This is a genomic window from Mammaliicoccus sp. JADD-157 (assembly GCF_049310805.1).
In the GTDB taxonomy this organism is placed as follows: Bacteria; Bacillota; Bacilli; order Staphylococcales; family Staphylococcaceae; genus Mammaliicoccus; species Mammaliicoccus lentus.
Genome location: NZ_JBMOVZ010000001.1, coordinates 1,083,580 through 1,102,935, shown reverse-complemented (window position 1 = coordinate 1,102,935; position 19,356 = coordinate 1,083,580). Strand labels below are relative to the sequence as shown.

The following is a 19,356-nucleotide window of genomic DNA, read 5'->3' as shown; positions in this document are numbered from 1 at the left end:
TGTCACCTACCTATATATGAACGGGAATATAAATTCCACGGTTGGTAGAGTTATATTCGTTCCAGTTATTTCAATATCGTTATAACCAGGCGCTAATGATAACCATTCATGGTTTGTATCTATACCTACACGTTTTCCATTGATTGTAGGATATACACCGTTAATAATCAGTTGTTGATTAGATTTAATAGCTTTCTTGTATGCAAAAATATCACCAGTTGTACGATTGTGTAACTTAAAACCATTTGGTGCATTGACATTAATTTTAATAATAAGTTTATGTCTATGTGGAAATGGTGCAATCGTATCAGATGAACCATTGAATATTTTAAAGCTTGTTGAATTATGCTTATATTGAATATCATCATTCACTAATAAACCATTACCAAACTGCCATTTGTCAGAAGTTTTATCATATTGATTAGTTTCATATAAAGATTCGGAATAACCTTTATTACATGTGAAAGTAATAGTAAAATCTCTATGTCTTAATGTTAAAGGATCTGTTTCAACTTTGGGCGTAGGTGCAACAAGATATTTGATTCCAGGCATTTTACTATGAACAACATAATATGGTTCTCTACTTTGTATTTCATTTTCTAATTCAAAACAAAATAGATCCATATCTGTACTGTCTGTACCTGTATATCTAAAATGTAAAGTAAGTTCAAATGGACCAAATGTTGTTGAACCCATTAAAGCTCCATCAACTCCACTAATTTCTTGGATGTAAGTATTACCATTTACTTCATGTTTATCAAACCCCATAAATTCAAAACCGTCTTTCTCCATGAGATTGACGGTTTTATTATTGTTGTACATTAATTTAACCCATTTATTATTATTACATTTCATTTAGCCACCACCTATTACATATGAGTTATTGTTATACATTGATCCTTGCTTGCTACTTACTTTTTTAGTTACTTTATCTCCATCCATATAAACATTTGAATCTTTGTTAGCTATTCTATTTGTATCTCTGTTGTTAACAGATTGTAGTTGATTACCAACGCTGATTTGTTCAATGATTTCACGTAATAGTTCAGTGTCTTCATTAAAGCCGAGCATGTCTCCAGTTTTATCGTATAATACTTTACTACGTGCTTTCATAGATGGATCATGACTAATAACTGATTCACTAAATCCACCTTCAGCAAGCCATGCCATTTGTGGAGAATTAACGATGCCACCGTTTGCGTAACCATGTCCTTTACCAATATAGCCTAATATATTTGAACCGTACGCATGTTTAGCCCAGTTCATACCAGCAACCAAGTTATGAAGTGGGTTCATGATGTCGTTCATTCCTTTGCCTTTCATAGATTGGAATGTAGTTGGTTTAACTTGTACAAGACCACTTGCACGACCATGATTATATCCATCAGTACCACCGATAGCATTAGGGTTTCCACTTGACTCTGTTTGTATCTGCTTAAGCCATGCGTTTACATAGCTACTAGAAGTTGGTAATCCAGCTAATACTAGGGCTTTCTTAACTGTAGATTTCCATTTACCACTTCCTGAACCTCCACCAGTTAATGATTTTAACCAATCTGTTGGATCTACTGCTGTATCGTTTGATGGATAACCTTTCATACGTTGAATGTGCAAGTGAGGTGTATTAGATGAACCTGTATTACCAGATAAACCAATTACGTCACCAGCACTTACATTTTGACCAGCTTTGGCAAAAACTTTGCTCATGTGCATGTACCATTGGAACCATTTGCCACCAGGCTCTTTAAGTTCTATCTGATTACCTCCACCAGTATTAACCCAACCAGCTTGTGTAATCTTACCGGCAGTTAATGCTCTGATTTTAGTACCTGTTGGCATACCAAAGTCTAATCCGTAGTGATTGTCTGTACCGTTCATAGTCATACCAATATATTTACCGAACGGTTGAAGTTGAGGATACTTACCATTTAACAACCATGAAGCATCGCCATCTCCACCTTCTACTTCAGAAAACATATCTTTAACTTTATCAATTAAGTTAGGTATTAATTTGCTATAAGCACCTCTCACAAGTTTACCTGTACCACCAGCGATACCATCAAAGTTAACGCCCATTTTACTCATCATTGTTTCAACGAGTTCTTTAGGTTTATCTACCCACTTCATGACATTACCCATTCCGTGACCTAAAGCAGAAGCGCCTTCTTTGATGCCAGCAGTTTTAGCTGCGTCAATTGCCATACTAGCGTTCTCTGCTACATCTTCTGTTTGGTGTTTGGTATTCGCTAGTTTAGCGCCCCATTTACCACCAATCTTACCAAGAAAACCTGTACCACTATTGAATTTCGGTATTAGTCCAGCGCTAGATAGTTCTTGTGTTTCTCTACCAGATATAACACTTTGTCCTTTTCTAAGATTCATTAGGACATCTTTACCTTTAGGAGCAAACATTGAACCGTTTTTATTTCTGATTAATTCTTGATGACCATTGCGACCTTTACCATTACCTGGACCTTTATCATTAACTGTTGCTAGTGTGTTATGTCTTAATCTACCTTGACTATCCGTTTTAACTTGTTTACTTGCACCAGTACCAGTTGATAGTTTAGCGCCTAATGTACCCGAACCACCACTGATTTCATCAATTGGATCAATCAGTTTTTTATCTGTGATCCCTTCGGATATTCTGTTAATACCGTTAATCATCTTATTAAGTCCACGTATAGCGGCATTAGCAACGCTGATACCTAAATCAGCAGCAGCACTTGCCATCTTGTCTTTGATACCAATTAAATAACTCTTAATTCTATCAAGCCAAGTTTTAGCACCGTTATACATGTCTTTAAATTTGTTAACAACATTATTTTTAATAGACGTGACAATTTCCCACATTCTATCTCTAATGTTATCCCATGTGTTTATGATTTTGTTTTTAATGAGATTAATAGTATCTCTAATGTAACCCCAAATCAGTCCCCAAAGTCGTTTGATAGTATTCCATACGGATGTGAATACACCAGATGTTTTATTTTTAATTAAATCCCATGTATATCTGATTTTATTCCATATCCATGTTGCAGTGTTTTTAATCTTATTCCATATAGTGTTCCATATGTTATAAATGAATTCTTTAATCCAAGTATAAATACTAACTGTCTTATTACGTACTGCGTCCCATGTATTACGTACCTTGTTCCATATCCACGTTGCAGCATTTTTGATAGTATTCCATATGTTATTCCATGTGTTGAACAAGAAGTTCTTAATCCATGTATAAATAGATAATGTTTTATTGCGTACAGCATCCCAAGAATTACGTACTTTATTCCATATCCATGTAGCAAAATCACGAATAGCACCCCATACGGATTGCCAAATACCAAATAAGAAATCTCTAAACCATACATATGTTGTATATGTTTTAGATCTAATTGTATCCCATGCTGATTTAACCTTGTTCCATATCCAAGTACTAACATTCCTTACGGTATTCCATAGTCCATTCCATATACCTATGAAGAAACCACTAATCCAAGACCACGTTGTGAATGTAATGTTTTTACTTTCGTCCCATGCTGTTTTTAAACCTTGCCATAATGTTTGTGCGCCATTAGTTATAGTGGAACCCATAGTTCTTAACATGTTCCATAGGAAATTAACTACCCATGCGCCACCACCATATGCTAAGCTCCAACCTTGTTTGATTAACGACCAAATCTGCTTTCCGACATTTTTTAAATGCTCCCAGTTTTCTGTGAAGAATTTACTTATACCTTCTAAAATGCCATTACCAAAGTCTGTTCCGAATGTAACATACTGGCTCCACCATCTGGATAATGTTTCTCCTAACTTTTTAAATGGCGTAGCGATAATTCTACCCAATTCAGTAAATAGGTTATTTATGTTTTCAGCAGTAAAGAAATCTTTAAATCCTTTTTCAAAAGCCATCCACCATTTTTCAGCTGATGAATAAGCTTTCCCCGTTTGTAGGTCTTGTTCATCACCTATATTTTTGTATTGAGCTTTTACTTCGCCTAACACATCATTATGTGTGTTCTCTGCCATACCTTTAGCATCTAGCCATTTTTGTTTAGCAGCACCTAACGCTTTCTTTCTATCTTCGTCTGACAACTCTTCGTTTTGTGCTATTCTATCCAATTCATCTTGATACTCTTTATCAGCATCTTTAATACGTTGATCTCTTAATTTAACTGATTGTTTAACGACATCTTGTGCTTCTTTCATACTCAATGCTTCTTTATTCTTTTGAAGTCTGCCAAGTATAGTCATCTGTTCTTTTTCAGATTCACTTAATTTTTCAACCGAGAATTTATTCAGCTTATCTAAAGCGTCATTGATTTTCTTTTGTTCTTCAGGTGTAACAACACCGTCTTCAAATGCTTTATCTCTAATTTTTTCATAATCAGCAAATAGTTTTTCTGCTTCTTTTTTCTCTTTATCGTTTGTATCTTGAATAGATTTTATATATTTTTCTTGTGCTTCAGCATCTATTTTAAATCTTTCGGGCGCTGATTTATTATCATTAAATATAGCTTGCATATTATCGAGTTGTGCTTTTCTACGTTTCTCTAGTTGTTTTTCCAACTCATCTTGCATGCCATCAGTTAATGTTTTAAAGTCATCTAATTGTTTCTTAGTTGTATCTTTTCCACTTAGTGTTAGTTCAGCTAGTTTAGCAGATGCTTTTTCACTAAAGTCTACATAGTTTTTCAAAGCACTCTTAGTAGTTTTAGAAACACCTTTACCCAATACATCGGTTGTATCAGTTGCTTTCTTACCACCATCGGCAATAGCATCAAAAACTTTCTTAGTAGTATCTTTAAGTTTATTCCATTGTTCAATACGTTTCTTACCTACTTCTGTCTTAGCCCAAGAATCATATAATGCTTTACCGAAGTCTTTTGCTTTTTTACCTACGTCACCTAACCAGCCACCTAATTTTTTGAGACCACTTATTATCGCTCCACCAATTCCTTTACTGAATACTTTAATAATCTCAAAAGCGCCGTTAACTCCATTTCTAAATGTTTCTGATTTCTTGTAAGCAACTACAAATGCAGTCCCTAAAGCAATAATTCCTAATGTGATCCAACCGACTGGACCAGCTAGAGTACCTATAACCCAACCTAGTTTAGGAAATACTTTTGTTATGCCAGCAATAGCACCTTCAGCACTTTTTGTAGCTGTGCTAAATTTAGCGATGAATTGTAGAAACTTACCGAATGGCCCAAATACTGCTGCAATCACACCTGTTAATCTACCAAATTTTTTCAATATAGGACCAATTGCTACAAGTGTTAAAGCACTCCACTTCATAACGCTATTAATAAGTTTCTGTGTATTTTTATCAAGACTGTTATACCAGCCTATAATACCTCTTATACCTTCAATAATTTTATCGAAAGCTCTTCCTAAGGATTCACCCCATTTAGCTGCAGTGGATTCCATACCGTCTAACGAGTTCGTAAACTCTGCCATAAGTGGTTTCATTTTAGAGAAGAAACCTCCACCTTTGCCACCAGCATCTAGAAATGAAGCACCTAGTCTACCGACTGCAGCCCACATGTTAGCAAGGCCAGCAGTGAATGACTTTGCGCCCATTTTCTTAGCTGCGCCACCAATATTTGTTTCGATAGCATTTAAGAACATTTCACTCGAGATTTCTCCATCTCTAGCCATATCAAATACAGCATCAGCAGTTACACCTGCCTCTTTAGCTATCCATTGATAAATAGGTATACCACGTTCAGAAAGTTGTTGTAGTTCTCCATTATATGCTTTGTTCGAAGTTTGAACTTTGTTTATAATAGATCCCATTTCTCCCATACTTGTACCAGCAATTGCAGCAGCATCTCCTGTAAGACTTAAATATCTTGTTAATTCTTTACCTGGTTCAATTCCTGCTGCAACTGCGCTAGATGCAGTAGTTGCTGCTTCACCTAATCCGAATGATGTACCTTTAACTGATTCTAAGGCGTTGTTCATAATGCCTTTTACATCTTTACCACTATGTCCTAAACCATCTAGTTTAGCTTTAGCATTGTCTATTTCGACTAATCTTCCAAAACCTTTACCAATCGTTATACCAGCTAATGCACCACCAGCTATCATTGCTGGTTTCGTTATTTTCTTAGTTAAATTGTCGCCCATTTCAACAGATTTCTTAGATATCGTTTCAAGCGTACCACTAACTCTTTTAAAGCCTTCACCGGTTTTGAATACCCTGTTCATACCTCTAGACATATTCTTTTCCATTGATGTTGCAGCACGGTCTGATGCTTTCTCAATATCATTAAGCTTGTTTGCCATAGCAGTGAACGCAGATTCCATACCACTAGCATTGGAGGTGAACTTAGCTTCCAACTCTTTAATAGTTGCCATAAGACCCCTCCCTTCTTTTATTTATTTTTTAATTTACATATTTTGTTCAGCACGTTTTTTAGCTTCTATTGCTTCAATTTTCTTTTGGACTCTTTCGTTCCATTGATATTTTTTAGCTGGCTTAGAAGTTTGTTTTTCTTTCTTGTTCGGTTGAATTTCTTTTATGAATTTCTTAACTTGATTGAAATCTTCTTTTGATTGAGGATTACTATTAAGCATTGCGATAAAGTTCATGTAGTAATCTGTTTGTTCTTTCTCTGCTTGACGTTCTTCATTATCAAAATGCGTCATTAAATGAGCCAACAACTCATTGAAAGGCGTGTTCAATACTTCTTCACGCCCACCGAGTTCTTTACTTAATTTAAATATGACGGCTTCTTCAATCTGTACATCAGTGCGATTTACTTGTTCGTCTGTTCCTTTTTCGGGAATATCGCTTTGATTACCGTTGAATAAGCGTCTTTGGACTTTTTTAAACGTTCAATTAATTTAGGAATATCATTAACTTCTACAACTGCATCTACAACATCTAGGAATGTATAAATGTTTTGTTCTCCTAACTTTTCATATTGGATACCTGAAGCAATTGAAATTAAGTTTTGTAATGATTCTGGTGCGTTTTCCAATACTAGTTCAAATGAACCTAATACATCTTTAAAGAATTGAGCGCCTACTTGTTTAAATGCTTCAGATTCATTAGTTTGATAAGCTTCATCCAATCCTTTCTCTAATGCTTCTTGATATAGTCGTTTGTTTTCTTCTACAATTTCATTACGCTTTTTAAAGAAACTATCTAAAGCATTTTTAAGATGATCGTTTGTATTAACATCTTTAACTAATTTATTAATTTCTTTAGCTACACCTTTAATTTGTTTTAATCCCATTTCTTTAATTTCTTGTGTTTCTGTAACTTGTTTATTACCTTCATATGTTTTGATTTCAACTTGTGCCATTTGTCATTTCTCCTTTGATATATAAATTAAAAAACAAATAAAAAAGGCAGTGCTTTGACTGCCTTACTTATTCTTTATTCTTCTGTGTCTGGTTCTTCTGGTTCAGGTTCAGGCTCTGGTTCTTCAACTGCGTTAACCGTTACTGTTGCAGCATCTGATTTATTACCGTCCTGTGTTGTTACCGAAATATTTGTTTCACCTTCTGCAACACCAGTTACTGTACCGTTACTTGATACCGTAGCGACTGCTTCATCAGAACTTTTATATGATACTGATTTATTTGTAGCAGTTGATGGTGCAACCGTACTATTTAATTTAATTGTTGCGTCTACATCAACGCTTGCAGTTTTAGGTGCAATTGTTACACCTGTAACTGAGATAGCCTTAGTTTTGAATGATGGTACGTCTACTTTTTCAGACTCACCATTCTCATTTTCAAATGATACTTGGTAAGTGCCAGTAGCGTAATCAGTGTTAGCGTCTAAGCCATCAATTGTGACTTTTGCTTTACCATCTTCTCCACGTTCTGCAGTACCTACCACATCATCGCCTTTGTATACTTTTAATGTATCAGCCATTCTCTTTTGCCTCCTTAATGATTGCCCCTATTCAGCAGTAATAGATGCCGAATTAGTATCAACATCCACCACTACATTTTGGGGAGTATTAGGGTGTTTCTGGTTCTTCTTCAGTACCTTCTCCTAATTCGTCTGGGTCTTTACCAATATAGAAATAGTTATTTGGTTTATTAGCATCAGCACAATCTTTAGGGAACATAGCAAATTCCATTTCGTGATTTCCTTGTTCGTTTGCGAATGATTTTGTCATACCACTAGAGTTAGCGATTTTATGAATGAAGATATCTTCCGACTTATCATCACCCATTTGTCTTGGATGGATTCTTAATGTTCTAGCGCCTGCTCTTAGTGATGCTCCAATAGGTGCATCTGTAACTGAAACTACTTTCCCATCTTCTTTTAATGAAATAGTTCCACTTAATGTTTTACTAATTAAATCTAATGTTGCTTTCATTGCAACAATTGTTACTGTCCCATTCCAACCAACAACTACTTGGTCATACGGTGTATTACCGAAGTCTGGAGAATCAATATCTTCTAGTTCCGGCTCTAAGTTAACCTCTCCACCATCGCCTTGTAACAACGAACCGTCTTCACACATTTTTCCGTCGAATCTAGTTTCAGTATCTAAACCTTCATCAAAAATAAAATCTGCCATACCAAACTCATAATTAATATTTTCTTGTGGCATTGTAATTCCTCCTTAAAATTGGGTATTAAAAAAGCACTCATTCGCAATAAGGCAAAATAAGTGCTAAAAAGTTTATTGTATAAATCATATTGTCATTGCTAACGCCAACTCTAATTGGTGGCGATTCTGCATAAATGTATTGAACAAAATGTTTGTCTGTTCTTAGTAACTCTCCATCTTCATAGACAGGTACTTTCATTACTTTGTTTGTTATACCATGTATAGCATTGTAGCTATCAAATGCTCGATTAGTAGTTTTATCGAAACTTTTACTTCTGATTTCAACTTGATAATTCATCAAATGTGATTTCATATCACTTCTATCAGGAGGATAACCACCATCATAATAGACAACACCAAATTCTGATTGCGCAGTATGGTAATCCACTGTCCACTCTAAGTCAGGTAATTTATCCTGTAATATATTTTTAATAGCGCGTTGGATCATCTAACTACCTCCCTCAAGTAAACGTTCTAGCGCTCTCTCCATTGCTTGCTCGAAATGTTTATCAGTTAAAATAACAGCATGTTGTAGAAATTTACGACCTGGTTGATATCCTTTTACATTTGGTTTTTGACGGGTTCCTGTTCCTCGTCCTCTTATATAATAGTTTGGATATTTCACACCACGTTCATATTTATCTCCAACTGGTCTAACGTTATTTAGTTCGTGAACATAGGTTGCATATTCCATGTTCGTTCCCACATAAACAACGAATGACCTACCTTCTACTCTTGCTTGTGTAGAATGAATACTATCTTCTAGTTCTCCACTATCACGTGGAGCTAATGCTTTAGCATAATCTTCGCAAGTTAAACCGATTTTATCCATTTCATCTAGCAATATAAGGCTAAAACGTTTATTCATTGTCCTAAACTCATTTTGTAATTCTCGAAGTCCGTCCCATTCAATATTGAACTTAATTCCTGCCATCTACATATATCCTTTAACAAAGTGTGCTTTTCCCGATATATCTTGCCCATATTCAAGCTTTTTAACTTGTCCTAATACTTTTGTATTCTTAGGTGTTATATGCTCAATACGGGCGTTTAAATCGATATTCGAAGTGGCATCAGAAAAAGGGATATAAACTTGTGTAACGGACGTGTATTCTTCGCCATCAGCATTATAGATATTTTGAATACTATATCTAACGTGTGCTTTGGTTGATACCTTTTCAGTTACTGGTTTACCGTAATCATCTTTCGTCTGATTTCCATTCATATCGACCATTGGCACAATGACATTGACCTTATCTTTATAAATAATCATATTAATCTACCTATATGACCTACAGATTTAGTTTGTAATTGTTGATTAATCAGGAATAAAACATAAGAATCAAGTAGATTATCAGACATCGTTACGCTAGCATCATTTATTTTTTGTGTCTCAACACCTTGTCTTTTCAACATAGCGTAACCATTTGATTCTCCTTCGAGTTTGTACAAAAGTTGTTTAACAATCATTCGTTCAGTGATGTCTATCATTGGATATAACGAATTGATATCCTCGTAAGCGTCAAAGATATACTTATCAAGTAAGTTTTCTGCTATGTCATCTATCAACTCGTTAGGTGGCATTTCATCGATATATTTTCTTACCTTTTCAATGTTAAGCATTTTATCACCTCAATTACCCCTATTCTGCCGATATAACAACAGATTTAGCATTAGCTGTTACCTCAACGTTTTGGGGTTTCTTAGGGCGTTTCGTCAGCTTTTTCATCTGCAGTTAAAATAGAAATACCTTTTAAATCTTGTAATACTGGCATTGCTACTTCTCCAACGATTGTCTTCTCTCCAATTGGGTCTTGAGAAACAACACTTACAGCATATAAACCAATAGCAAAATTATTATCTGCTGCAGGTCCAACTAATGTTTTACCTAATTTGTCAGCATGCATAACAACTTTGTCATCTTCTAATAATTGTTTGGTGATATCTCCTTCAATACCATCAATCGTTACTTGGCCATCTTCAATTTCTAGTGTAGGTAGTTTCAATTCACTAAACATTTCAAGTAAATCTGAATCTTTGACTAAACGACGTCCTGTATCTTTACCATAGATTTCAAATACAACGTTTGAATTACGTTTAATCTTAGCTAACGTTTTTGAAGTCATAACCATATAAGCAGGTGCTTTTTGACGGTTATTGTCTTTATATGTTTCCATTTGTTCTTGTAATACTTCTAATGGATTTACATCTTCACGAGAGAAATCTCCAGCTGAAATTTTATTGTTATCATCTAAATCTAAATCGAATTTGATTCTAACGTTCGTTTTTGGATCTTCATAATCGAACTCTCCACGATAAACCATTCCAGCACGGATAAGTTCTTTTGTTTCTTCAACACCTTCTTTTAAATCGCCGACACTAATTAAAACATCACGAATTAAAGCATCTACCTCTGATGTTGAACGTGGATTTAAATACTTATACATTTCTTCTTCTGTGTAATTATAAGCATGAGCAATTTTAGTTAACTTAGCCATTGCTTGTTTAATTGAACCTTTATCTCTTAATGGTGTACCTGAATCAAATCCAATGATAGATGCTGCTTTAATTCCCGTCTTCTCGATAATGTCATAAACAACATTGATATCGAATGTCTGTTCAGTTGGGAATACACTTTCTAAACGTCTAGTACGTTGTGGCTCAACATTTTCTACAAACGATTGTAATGTAGCTTGTTGTAAATCTGAATGTTCTGTAATATTTGGCATTTATTATTCCTCCTTAAATTTGCATAAAAATAGGACGTCTTACACGTCGAATGTAATGCGTCCTTGCGTAGCTTTTTTGAAATTGTCTGTAACACCTGTTAATAGTTCCTCGTACACAGATGCTTTACGTAAAGCTGGTACTGATTCATTAACTTCAACATCATCAATCGTTACTGAACGTGATGTTAAAACTGCTGCTGACATTGTTTCTGGTGTAGATTCTTCTACTAACTCATAGAAACCTGAATCAGTGTTTTTAAATACTGCAGTTCCACCTTTAACCTCTTGTCCTTTTGATAATTTGGAAGCGTCTAACGTAACGTTACCAACTGTCCATTCAAGATTTTTAGCATCTCTTAAGAAACTTGGAAACTCTAAATCTTCTGATACTACTTTAGGTTTTAAATTCATTATTATTCCTCCTTATTTTTTCCATAGATTGATTCAGCAAGCTCTTTGCCACGTTTACTATAATCAAATTTTTGCTTACCATTGCCTTGTTGTCCCCCAGATTTGTATTCGGGATTGCCTGACTTTTCTTCTTTCCCTTCTGGGTTGCTTTCACTTCCAGCAGTAGTGCTAGATTGATTAAATAGATAAGCTTTTGAACTACGTAACTCTTGCATAACATCATTAAAGTTAGTAATCTCTCCAGTTTCTTCATCACGATTGAATTTATCTTTATCGATAAATAAGAATACATCGTCTGGGTCATGAGCGTCTTTAGATACTTCTTTTAAGATTTGTTTATCTAAATCATTTGTTGCTACTTTAACTTTGTAGTCTTTGATTTCTTCTTGAAGTTGATTGTTCTTCTCTTCAAGTGAGTTGTAATCATTGGCTTTCTTTTCAAGTGCTGTAACTTGTTTAGATAAACTCTCTTTGTCATTCTCTAATTCTTTAACTTTGTTATTTGTTTCATCAATTTGTGATTGTTTATCACTTACTGATTTACCGTGTTCAGCCATTACTTTATCTATTTGTTCATCTGATAGTTCTAAGGCTTTCAATGTTTCTCTGTTCATATTCATTCTCTCCTTACGTTTTGTTAACGATGTTCGACACCGAATGGATTTGCACAATATCGCTTGTACTTGCGACATCGTCTTTTAATGACTTACGAAACAGGTCAAACGGAATACCACCGTCATGAGATATTTGTGGATCACATATCCTTTCTGCCATGTTTAGCAAAAAAGCTAGGCACAAAAATAACCGGCAATCTCACGACTGTCGGTTTAATTTACTTCTATCCTTTCATTTCTTGTCTAGCAACTCTTAATTTCTTTCTCATCTTTACATAACCAGTACTGTTAGCACGTTTCATTCTTCGAAAAGCCCCTAATGTTTTAGGTGCGTCATCTCCTAGTATTGCTTTGATACTGTTATAGTTCTTCATTTCTTCTCTTGCTTTACGTTTTAATTGTTGATCACGTTCATAACTTTCTCTTTGCTTTTTGGTACGTGGGTCAAGATTAGGATTAAAGTCTTTACCTTTAGCAACGTACTTATTGATTTCATCTTGTGACTTATGTTCAATAACAAAAGGTCTAACTGAACATTTACAGTTAGGATGTACTGGAATGATATCTCTCACGTCTAATTGTGGGAATCTATCATCCTTACCAGTTAATGAGAATACTCTGTCACGATATTTAGCACACTCACTACATGTATTTAAATCACCTACAACATGTACTAAATCATTATCAGCTTGTAAGTATCGATTAACATGAGCGTGTGTTCTAGCAGTGCTTAATTTCGTTCTAACAACTGTTTCTGTATAGAAATCTAAAGGCAATAGCTTGTTGTCTATTGTCCTAAATGACTTCATACCTCCATTGACAAAAGAATCAGATACCCTTTGAATTATCTTTCTACGATTTTGACCGTATAAGATACCTCTAGAAATATCTGATTGCACTTCCTTTAATGTTTCGTTGATTGTACTTACTGTTGTGATATACGCTTGTCTGAATGCTGCTTCTAAATCCATCATTGTATCGCTTGTGATGTTTGCTAAAGCACCAAGATGAACTTGTGAATTGAGTTCGTTTGATAATGAAATACCTTGTTTCTGTAATTGATTAGTTGCTAACTTCAATTCTCTTTCGTAAATCTTAGCAAGTTCAGGTTCAACAAACTCTATTACGTCTGTTCCAAACTGATTAATTAAATCCTCAATGTTCCTAAACATGATTTGTTTTTCTTTATCACTTGTTAGGTCAACATTTTGTATAAGCTTTAATATTTCATTCTGTAGGAATTCAACTGTAGGCTTTATTTGTTCTAGTTTCATTTAATCACCTACTCCAATTCTTTTAGTTCTTCTTCAACTGGATTTATTTCTTCCTCTTCGTCTTGGTTGTCATTGAAATTTAGCCCTGTCATATTACCTCTGAACAACGACATGCTGTCTTGTGAAGTTCTTTCTCCTTCAATCTTTTCAACTTCTTCCATAATCCATTCTTCAGATTTATCTGGATTATTATTACGAACTGTTTGTTCAAGTGATTGCGTACCTGCTGCATAACTTTGGTTATTGATTGTTGTTGTTTCTTTTGAAGTAACTGGCATCATATCTTTTTGAACGATGATTGGTTTCTCAATAATGATGTCTGGATTATCTTGGTTAAGTAACCACATACAGTTCTCAACGCCTTGTTGAATGAACTCTACATATTCATCTCTCATTTGTTCAGATTTCATAATAGATAAGAATAAGTCGTAAAACTTAGCAGTACCAGATTGTGCTTGTGAGCCTTCTGATGTAAAGAAGTCGATTGCTTTCTCACTCGTCTGTGTTTCCATTAACATCATTTTGATAATGTCTTTCACGTAAGAAATGTCGCCAATCTTAGCAATATCAATCTGATGTATTTCTAGTGAACGACCTTCCTCATCAATCGTTGTGACTTCTAAATCTCGATGGTCGAACTTATTATCTACACCATATCTTTCTTGGGACACTTGGATTAATCTATCCATAACTTCTTTTGATACAGATATTCTAGGCTTACCATTACGTTCAAATACTTGTGCTGTTCTGGTCATTGTCCAGTTAACTTCATCTTGTTTACCTTCTTGACCCATTAGCGTACTTCTACCGTACTGATTCATGAATGTTGGATTGAATGGTAGGTAAACAAACAACGTTCGCTTACGACCCTTTAAAACGTATTGTCGTTGGTCTCTTTCTAACTTTGTTATATCGAATATGATTTCTTCATCATCAACAAGTTGTAGGTCTCCGTTATCATCCATCTTGTAAACTGTATGACTACCTGTTAATTCGTCTGTGCCTTCTACTTCTTCGTGAACATGGACGTATTTTTCTTCTTCACGATCAACAATATATCTTAGCTGATATGTCTTACCATCTTCTAATTCGTAATACACATTACGTTCTTTGAACGATAGTTTAACTTGTCCATTCACAAGTTCAGGTACTGCAACAATGCCACCATCTATTTGCCATTGCTTTATATTCATACCATGATGTTTGTTAAAGTTTGAATTGACTTCGATTTGCTCAAGTGTTTCTTGTTGTAAGTCAAACAGTTCGCTGTTGAATGTATCGTCATTCGTTCCCTCGATATGCTGTTCATCAGTTTCGAAGTCTTCATCATCTTCAATCTCATTAATAGGGTAATTGGTTTGTAACTTACCCATCGATCTAGTAATGAACAATGTTGGGATATCAACAATCATCTTACAAATGTTAACCACGATGTATGGTGTCTGAACGTTCTGTGCTTTTACTTCTCCATATTCAATACGGTCAACTATCTCTCCATTAGCTATTAAGTTCTTCGCTCTATCAAATAACTTTGAGTGGAAACCATCATACAAATCTCTATATAAAAACATATCGCCATGTGTATTTAATATATCTTCTTGTGAAAATGTTTTTAATTCTGTCATTGTCTACCTCCTTACCACATTGTTGTTGATGAAATCATAGCCTTAGGTTTCTTCTTCATGTCTTCACTAAAGGCATATCTAGTAGCATCAATCGTATGGTTATCTTTATCTTCTAATCTTGGTTTAGGGTTACCGTCTTTATCAGTTTCGTAATCTATGTTCTCAAACTCTTTTGCTATGTTAGGTGTTCTATTTGGATCTATAATAATTGCGTCTAAATCATCAAGCCATTGCTCTCCGTATTCAACGCTGTCTGGACCTTTCTTAACACCTTTAATACGTTTGATATCATGCTCATTCTTTAGTTCATCAATACTCTTAGGCTCTGCGCTATCAGCAAAGATTGTATCTGACTGATATTTCTTACGGGTTAACCATTTAGCTAACTCACGGTTAGATATCTTTTGCCCATAGTATTCATCAACTGCGTAAATAACATTTTTCTTTTTATCATAATGCCATCTAACAAACGCCAATGGATCTGTTGCATAACCAAAGTCAACGGCGTTACGTATGTTATCGAATGAGCTGTACAACTCATCGGGTATTGTTTCAATTTGTAAATTATCAAACGGTACAACACCACTACCTATTGCTTCTCCTAAGTACTCCCATCTATATCTCATTTCACTTTTCATCTTAGTTGCTTCTGCTTCTTCAACGAATTGTTGTGAGATATGTTGATTGTCTTTATAAGTACTATGATGAACGAATGTATTGTTAGGCTGAAATGATGATTCGTATTTCTTATTCACCCATGATTGTTTTCTCTTAGGTGGGTTGTAACTGTAAAAGAATTTATAAAAAAGACCATCGTCCAACTCTCCACGTAATAATGAGTTAGTGATGGTCTTTACTTCATCTTCTGTTTTAAATTCTGCTAATTCTTCTATCCAACCAATAGCGAATGGAAAGTTAGCATCTTTCAATGACTTGATTCTTTCTGGGTCTTTAGCACCTCTAAAAGCAATGTAATTACCTCTAGGAATATAAGTTATCCTCATAGGCGATTTAGTTACTTTAAACAGATGTGAAACACCTTGATGACTAATAGCCCATTTCAACTGTTCATAAATAGATAACTCGATTGTGTTATCAACTTTACGAATACACACTGCGTTAACTGGATATCTCATAATCATTTGAATTATGATAATTGCAATGTCTGTAGACTTACCACTACCACGTCCACCCTTTTCAATGATGTGTAGTACTTGTGGGTCTATAGATGCTTTCCACGTCTTATGAAATTCTTTAGGTAACAGTTCAGATAGTTTCTTTACATTTGTCATTCAATATCATCTACAAACGTAACTGCCCCACTATGTTCAACTTCTTGCTTTTCAGTCCACATAGCATAGCGTTTACCTAACAATTCAGCAGCTTTAGTTCTAGCAACAATATCAGCACGTTTCTCATGTCTTTCTACTTCACTCATAAAGTCACCGGTAGGGACAAGCATTAATTCCTCGTCTTGTTCTTTACCTCTCATGACTGACGTTAAATACTGTAGTATCTCATCTTGTTCAGCAATACTTTCTTTTCTTAATTCTTCTAGTCTTGCATCAATATAAGATTTAACACTCACATTTTCCAATAATTTTACAACGTTCCCTTTAGCATAGTTATGACTATAACCAGCGTTAACTGCCGACTGATAAGCGTTACCTGTTCTAATATACTCATTAGCAAACATTTCTTGTTTTCTTGTAAGTTTCATTTCATCTACCACCAACTCTCACGTTACTAAACTTTAATTTATTTTAATTTCTCAACTTCAAATACTTTCATAATTACCAAAAGTAAATGTGCTTGTATATAAAAATTAGAGTTAATCACATATTTAAAACTCATCATGTAATCAACTCTACTTCTATATCGTAATCTTTATCGCCTTTAACAATTGGATCATAATCAATTAATACTTTACTTGCGTTAGCATTGTTCTTTAATCTCTTAATCATCGCAATTAAGTGACAATCATTATTCACTTTTCTAATACCTTTTAAAACACCTGATACTACTATCATTACTCTCATATGTTCAACTCCAAATAAAAAACACCCACGTTAGTGAGTGTTGATTTTTATAGGTAACTTATCTATTAGTAATTTTTCGAGCTTATCTCTACCCTCAAGGATTTTCTCAATATCGCTATCCACTTTTTGATAAACTTCCTCAAATTTTTTCAAATTATGTTCATAGTATCCTTCTTTTCCAAACAAAGCTTTTAACTCTACACCATTTTTTTCGACAGTTACGAAATCATGCTGCAATAAGATATCTCCATCATGAGTAATATAATTCCTCAATGACCTAGTATACCTATTAGCTTCGGAAGGCTTTTCTGGATATTTACTATCATTTATATGATTATCATAAAAAGCTCCAGATTTACCAACTTTCTTCTTGGGTTTCCAATCAGGATTATCACTATGTAATATAAAAGTGTTTACAGTTAACTTAATTATAATATCATCCAGTGTATTCACCATTCTAACCAGCATATTTAAATGATAAATAACGTCAATAGAGTTTTCGGGCCAATTTTCAGCCCCTTCTTCTTTGTACTTATTATATGCTTCTTTATAATAACCTTTTGCTTTGGTTAAAATGAACATATTATCATCAAATATCTTTGTTAAATCAAATACCATTTCCTCAATATTCTTGTCAGGATATAACCCCCAAAAGAGGTCAGTAGATTCAAATTGAAATTGTGTCCTCATATCCATTCCCCATTTCCCAAATTAATTAAATGCAATCTAATTATACGAAATCCACCTAGCAAAAGCCAGATGGATTTAATTAATATATAGGATTATAGAAAGGATATGGAAAATAGCCGTAAGGCTGTGTAGTGCGACGAGCAAACTTAACTAGTTTGTCTGATTGAAAGTTGCCGTCCACTCCTACCCACATTTTACAATATCTCACTCTACTTTAACTAATCTGTTCATATTGTTCATTTCGTTCAATATGTTCATTTCATTCAATCAGTCATAATTTCAGCAATCTCATTTAATTTTTGATGTATTTTCCCTGTACTCATTTCTAAGTTGTTTCCAATTTCTCTACAACTTACTCCAGATAACCTTTGATGTAAGATAGTTTCCATAGTGTCATCTATAACTCTATCCCATCTGTTTTGGATATAAATCACCTTATTCTCATATTTTCTAATAACTTTATCTTGTTTAGTCAATCTTACGAATTCTCTATACACTGGATCAGATGTTTCACCTACTGCTTTAGGCATAGTTGATTCAATACCATATTGTGCTATATTACCACCTATTACAGTCCCTAAATATTCTTTCTTTAGATTAGCAATCGCTCTAACATTTGTTTGGTATTCCTCAATCAATTTTAATACTTGTTTAGTCGAATAAGTCATGTGTTCAATTCCTCCGATTAGTTTAGTTATTTGATGTGGTCAACATCATGTAAATAGTCGTAAATTACGCCATTACCACTCCTAACTAATTCGGCATGTTCTTCAAACCATTCATATGGTATGCTTTTTCGTTCATTTTGTTTCTTGAAATCAATGAATTGGTCTATATCTAATTTAAAACAACTGTCATTGAATCTGAATAATACAAGTAAGAATGCTTCAGCACCCATTTTCTTAGTATCGGTCAAATACTTAACTTGATGATCACTCACATTTTTAAAAGGTAAATTCTTTATTCTCACTTCTTTCGTATCAAAGGCTATGTATCTACCTTTGTTATCGCAACCCACAAAATCAACGGTACTCTTTTCTTGATAGCGTGCTTTACCTGTTCTGGTGTTATAACTAATAGGCGTTGCTACTTTATCAATGATTGCTATACCTTTGTGCTTATAAACCCTGTTTACGTTGCCTATAACTGTTTCAAACCATTTACCACGATTAGCCTGTTTTCTATTCAATTAATCGCCCCATTCAATAAAGTGTCTGTTTTTAAATCCTTCCGATAACAAATGTCCAGTCTCTGTTATGTGCTTAAATATACGGGTGTTATCTAACTTTACATGTGTTGGATATATAACATAAACTTTACCAGCTGTTTCTCTGTCGGTATCTATAATACACATATGGAATAACTCTTTTATTTCTTTAGCTTCCACCA

22 protein-coding genes are annotated in these 19,356 nt (G+C 34.4%); all 22 read right to left on the bottom strand.

Annotation, left to right across the window (positions count from 1 at the left end; genetic code table 11):
- Positions 1–6: 6 nt before the first annotated feature.
- The 22 genes from ACO6VN_RS05600 to ACO6VN_RS05495 all read right to left on the bottom strand — a co-directional run bounded on the left by ACO6VN_RS05600 (position 7) and on the right by ACO6VN_RS05495 (position 19,354).
- Positions 7–855, bottom strand: a complete 849-nt coding sequence (locus ACO6VN_RS05600) for a phage tail domain-containing protein (protein WP_422404355.1) — start codon at positions 853–855, stop codon at positions 7–9.
- Positions 856–6,363, bottom strand: a complete 5,508-nt coding sequence (locus ACO6VN_RS05595) for a peptidoglycan DD-metalloendopeptidase family protein (protein WP_422404354.1) — start codon at positions 6,361–6,363, stop codon at positions 856–858. It lies immediately after the preceding gene.
- Positions 6,364–6,396: 33 nt separating this feature from the next.
- Positions 6,397–6,690 carry a hypothetical protein gene (locus tag ACO6VN_RS05590; protein WP_422404353.1) on the bottom strand — a complete coding sequence of 98 codons (294 nt, stop codon included), beginning with the start codon at positions 6,688–6,690 and terminating at the stop codon, positions 6,397–6,399.
- Positions 6,691–6,764: 74 nt separating this feature from the next.
- Entirely contained in the window at positions 6,765–7,316 is a 552-nt protein-coding gene (locus tag ACO6VN_RS05585; protein ID WP_016998716.1) for a hypothetical protein, read from the bottom strand.
- 74 nt (positions 7,317–7,390) lie between these two features.
- Positions 7,391–7,894, bottom strand: coding sequence for an Ig-like domain-containing protein (locus ACO6VN_RS05580; protein WP_422404352.1), 504 nt, complete (start codon positions 7,892–7,894; stop codon positions 7,391–7,393).
- Between the two features lie 88 nt (positions 7,895–7,982).
- Positions 7,983–8,585: a hypothetical protein gene (locus ACO6VN_RS05575; protein WP_239706203.1), complete on the bottom strand. Its 603-nt coding sequence runs from the start codon at positions 8,583–8,585 to the stop codon at positions 7,983–7,985.
- Between the two features lie 37 nt (positions 8,586–8,622).
- Positions 8,623–9,033: a hypothetical protein gene (locus ACO6VN_RS05570; RefSeq protein ID WP_016998713.1), complete on the bottom strand. Its 411-nt coding sequence runs from the start codon at positions 9,031–9,033 to the stop codon at positions 8,623–8,625.
- Entirely contained in the window at positions 9,034–9,519 is a 486-nt protein-coding gene (locus ACO6VN_RS05565; protein ID WP_422404351.1) for an HK97 gp10 family phage protein, read from the bottom strand.
- Positions 9,520–9,858 (bottom strand): hypothetical protein, encoded by a 339-nt coding sequence (locus tag ACO6VN_RS05560; protein ID WP_422404350.1) that lies wholly within the window; start codon positions 9,856–9,858, stop codon positions 9,520–9,522.
- Positions 9,855–10,208, bottom strand: coding sequence for a hypothetical protein (locus ACO6VN_RS05555; protein ID WP_422404349.1), 354 nt, complete (start codon positions 10,206–10,208; stop codon positions 9,855–9,857). Before ACO6VN_RS05555 ends, ACO6VN_RS05560 begins: the two co-directional genes overlap by 4 nt.
- 80 nt (positions 10,209–10,288) lie before the next feature.
- A complete protein-coding gene (locus ACO6VN_RS05550; protein ID WP_422404348.1) occupies positions 10,289–11,314 on the bottom strand; it encodes a major capsid protein E in 1,026 nt (341 codons plus the stop codon).
- Positions 11,315–11,353: 39 nt separating this feature from the next.
- Positions 11,354–11,725, bottom strand: coding sequence for a hypothetical protein (locus tag ACO6VN_RS05545; protein WP_016998708.1), 372 nt, complete (start codon positions 11,723–11,725; stop codon positions 11,354–11,356).
- Between the two features lie 2 nt (positions 11,726–11,727).
- Positions 11,728–12,339 (bottom strand): phage scaffolding protein, encoded by a 612-nt coding sequence (locus ACO6VN_RS05540; protein WP_422404347.1) that lies wholly within the window; start codon positions 12,337–12,339, stop codon positions 11,728–11,730.
- Positions 12,340–12,563: 224 nt separating this feature from the next.
- Positions 12,564–13,613 carry a phage minor capsid protein gene (locus ACO6VN_RS05535; protein ID WP_422404346.1) on the bottom strand — a complete coding sequence of 350 codons (1,050 nt, stop codon included), beginning with the start codon at positions 13,611–13,613 and terminating at the stop codon, positions 12,564–12,566.
- A gap of 8 nt (positions 13,614–13,621) precedes the next feature.
- Positions 13,622–15,238: a hypothetical protein gene (locus ACO6VN_RS05530; RefSeq protein ID WP_422404345.1), complete on the bottom strand. Its 1,617-nt coding sequence runs from the start codon at positions 15,236–15,238 to the stop codon at positions 13,622–13,624.
- Between the two features lie 11 nt (positions 15,239–15,249).
- Positions 15,250–16,530 carry a PBSX family phage terminase large subunit gene (locus tag ACO6VN_RS05525; RefSeq protein WP_422404344.1) on the bottom strand — a complete coding sequence of 427 codons (1,281 nt, stop codon included), beginning with the start codon at positions 16,528–16,530 and terminating at the stop codon, positions 15,250–15,252.
- Positions 16,527–16,958 carry a terminase small subunit gene (locus ACO6VN_RS05520; protein ID WP_216683181.1) on the bottom strand — a complete coding sequence of 144 codons (432 nt, stop codon included), beginning with the start codon at positions 16,956–16,958 and terminating at the stop codon, positions 16,527–16,529. Before ACO6VN_RS05520 ends, ACO6VN_RS05525 begins: the two co-directional genes overlap by 4 nt.
- A 133-nt stretch (positions 16,959–17,091) precedes the next feature.
- A complete protein-coding gene (locus ACO6VN_RS05515; protein ID WP_422404343.1) occupies positions 17,092–17,277 on the bottom strand; it encodes a hypothetical protein in 186 nt (61 codons plus the stop codon).
- A gap of 30 nt (positions 17,278–17,307) precedes the next feature.
- Positions 17,308–17,967, bottom strand: a complete 660-nt coding sequence (locus tag ACO6VN_RS05510; protein ID WP_216683179.1) for a hypothetical protein — start codon at positions 17,965–17,967, stop codon at positions 17,308–17,310.
- A 263-nt stretch (positions 17,968–18,230) separates the two neighbouring features.
- Positions 18,231–18,635, bottom strand: coding sequence for a hypothetical protein (locus tag ACO6VN_RS05505; protein ID WP_216683178.1), 405 nt, complete (start codon positions 18,633–18,635; stop codon positions 18,231–18,233).
- A gap of 26 nt (positions 18,636–18,661) precedes the next feature.
- On the bottom strand, positions 18,662–19,156 hold the full coding sequence (locus ACO6VN_RS05500; RefSeq protein WP_216683177.1) for a Holliday junction resolvase RecU: 495 nt from the start codon (positions 19,154–19,156) through the stop codon (positions 18,662–18,664).
- Positions 19,157–19,354, bottom strand: a complete 198-nt coding sequence (locus ACO6VN_RS05495; RefSeq protein WP_192808299.1) for a hypothetical protein — start codon at positions 19,352–19,354, stop codon at positions 19,157–19,159.
- Positions 19,355–19,356: the final 2 nt, after the last annotated feature.

Coding starts and splice junctions, on each gene's coding strand:
- ACO6VN_RS05600 (WP_422404355.1), bottom strand. CDS start 855: ATGAAATGTAATAATAATAAATGGGTTAAATTAATGTACAACAATAAT.
- ACO6VN_RS05595 (WP_422404354.1), bottom strand. CDS start 6,363: ATGGCAACTATTAAAGAGTTGGAAGCTAAGTTCACCTCCAATGCTAGT.
- ACO6VN_RS05585 (WP_016998716.1), bottom strand. CDS start 7,316: ATGGCACAAGTTGAAATCAAAACATATGAAGGTAATAAACAAGTTACA.
- ACO6VN_RS05580 (WP_422404352.1), bottom strand. CDS start 7,894: ATGGCTGATACATTAAAAGTATACAAAGGCGATGATGTGGTAGGTACT.
- ACO6VN_RS05575 (WP_239706203.1), bottom strand. CDS start 8,585: ATGCCACAAGAAAATATTAATTATGAGTTTGGTATGGCAGATTTTATT.
- ACO6VN_RS05570 (WP_016998713.1), bottom strand. CDS start 9,033: ATGATCCAACGCGCTATTAAAAATATATTACAGGATAAATTACCTGAC.
- ACO6VN_RS05565 (WP_422404351.1), bottom strand. CDS start 9,519: ATGGCAGGAATTAAGTTCAATATTGAATGGGACGGACTTCGAGAATTA.
- ACO6VN_RS05560 (WP_422404350.1), bottom strand. CDS start 9,858: ATGATTATTTATAAAGATAAGGTCAATGTCATTGTGCCAATGGTCGAT.
- ACO6VN_RS05555 (WP_422404349.1), bottom strand. CDS start 10,208: ATGCTTAACATTGAAAAGGTAAGAAAATATATCGATGAAATGCCACCT.
- ACO6VN_RS05550 (WP_422404348.1), bottom strand. CDS start 11,314: ATGCCAAATATTACAGAACATTCAGATTTACAACAAGCTACATTACAA.
- ACO6VN_RS05545 (WP_016998708.1), bottom strand. CDS start 11,725: ATGAATTTAAAACCTAAAGTAGTATCAGAAGATTTAGAGTTTCCAAGT.
- ACO6VN_RS05540 (WP_422404347.1), bottom strand. CDS start 12,339: ATGAACAGAGAAACATTGAAAGCCTTAGAACTATCAGATGAACAAATA.
- ACO6VN_RS05535 (WP_422404346.1), bottom strand. CDS start 13,613: ATGAAACTAGAACAAATAAAGCCTACAGTTGAATTCCTACAGAATGAA.
- ACO6VN_RS05530 (WP_422404345.1), bottom strand. CDS start 15,238: ATGACAGAATTAAAAACATTTTCACAAGAAGATATATTAAATACACAT.
- ACO6VN_RS05525 (WP_422404344.1), bottom strand. CDS start 16,530: ATGACAAATGTAAAGAAACTATCTGAACTGTTACCTAAAGAATTTCAT.
- ACO6VN_RS05520 (WP_216683181.1), bottom strand. CDS start 16,958: ATGAAACTTACAAGAAAACAAGAAATGTTTGCTAATGAGTATATTAGA.
- ACO6VN_RS05515 (WP_422404343.1), bottom strand. CDS start 17,277: ATGAGAGTAATGATAGTAGTATCAGGTGTTTTAAAAGGTATTAGAAAA.
- ACO6VN_RS05510 (WP_216683179.1), bottom strand. CDS start 17,967: ATGAGGACACAATTTCAATTTGAATCTACTGACCTCTTTTGGGGGTTA.
- ACO6VN_RS05505 (WP_216683178.1), bottom strand. CDS start 18,635: ATGACTTATTCGACTAAACAAGTATTAAAATTGATTGAGGAATACCAA.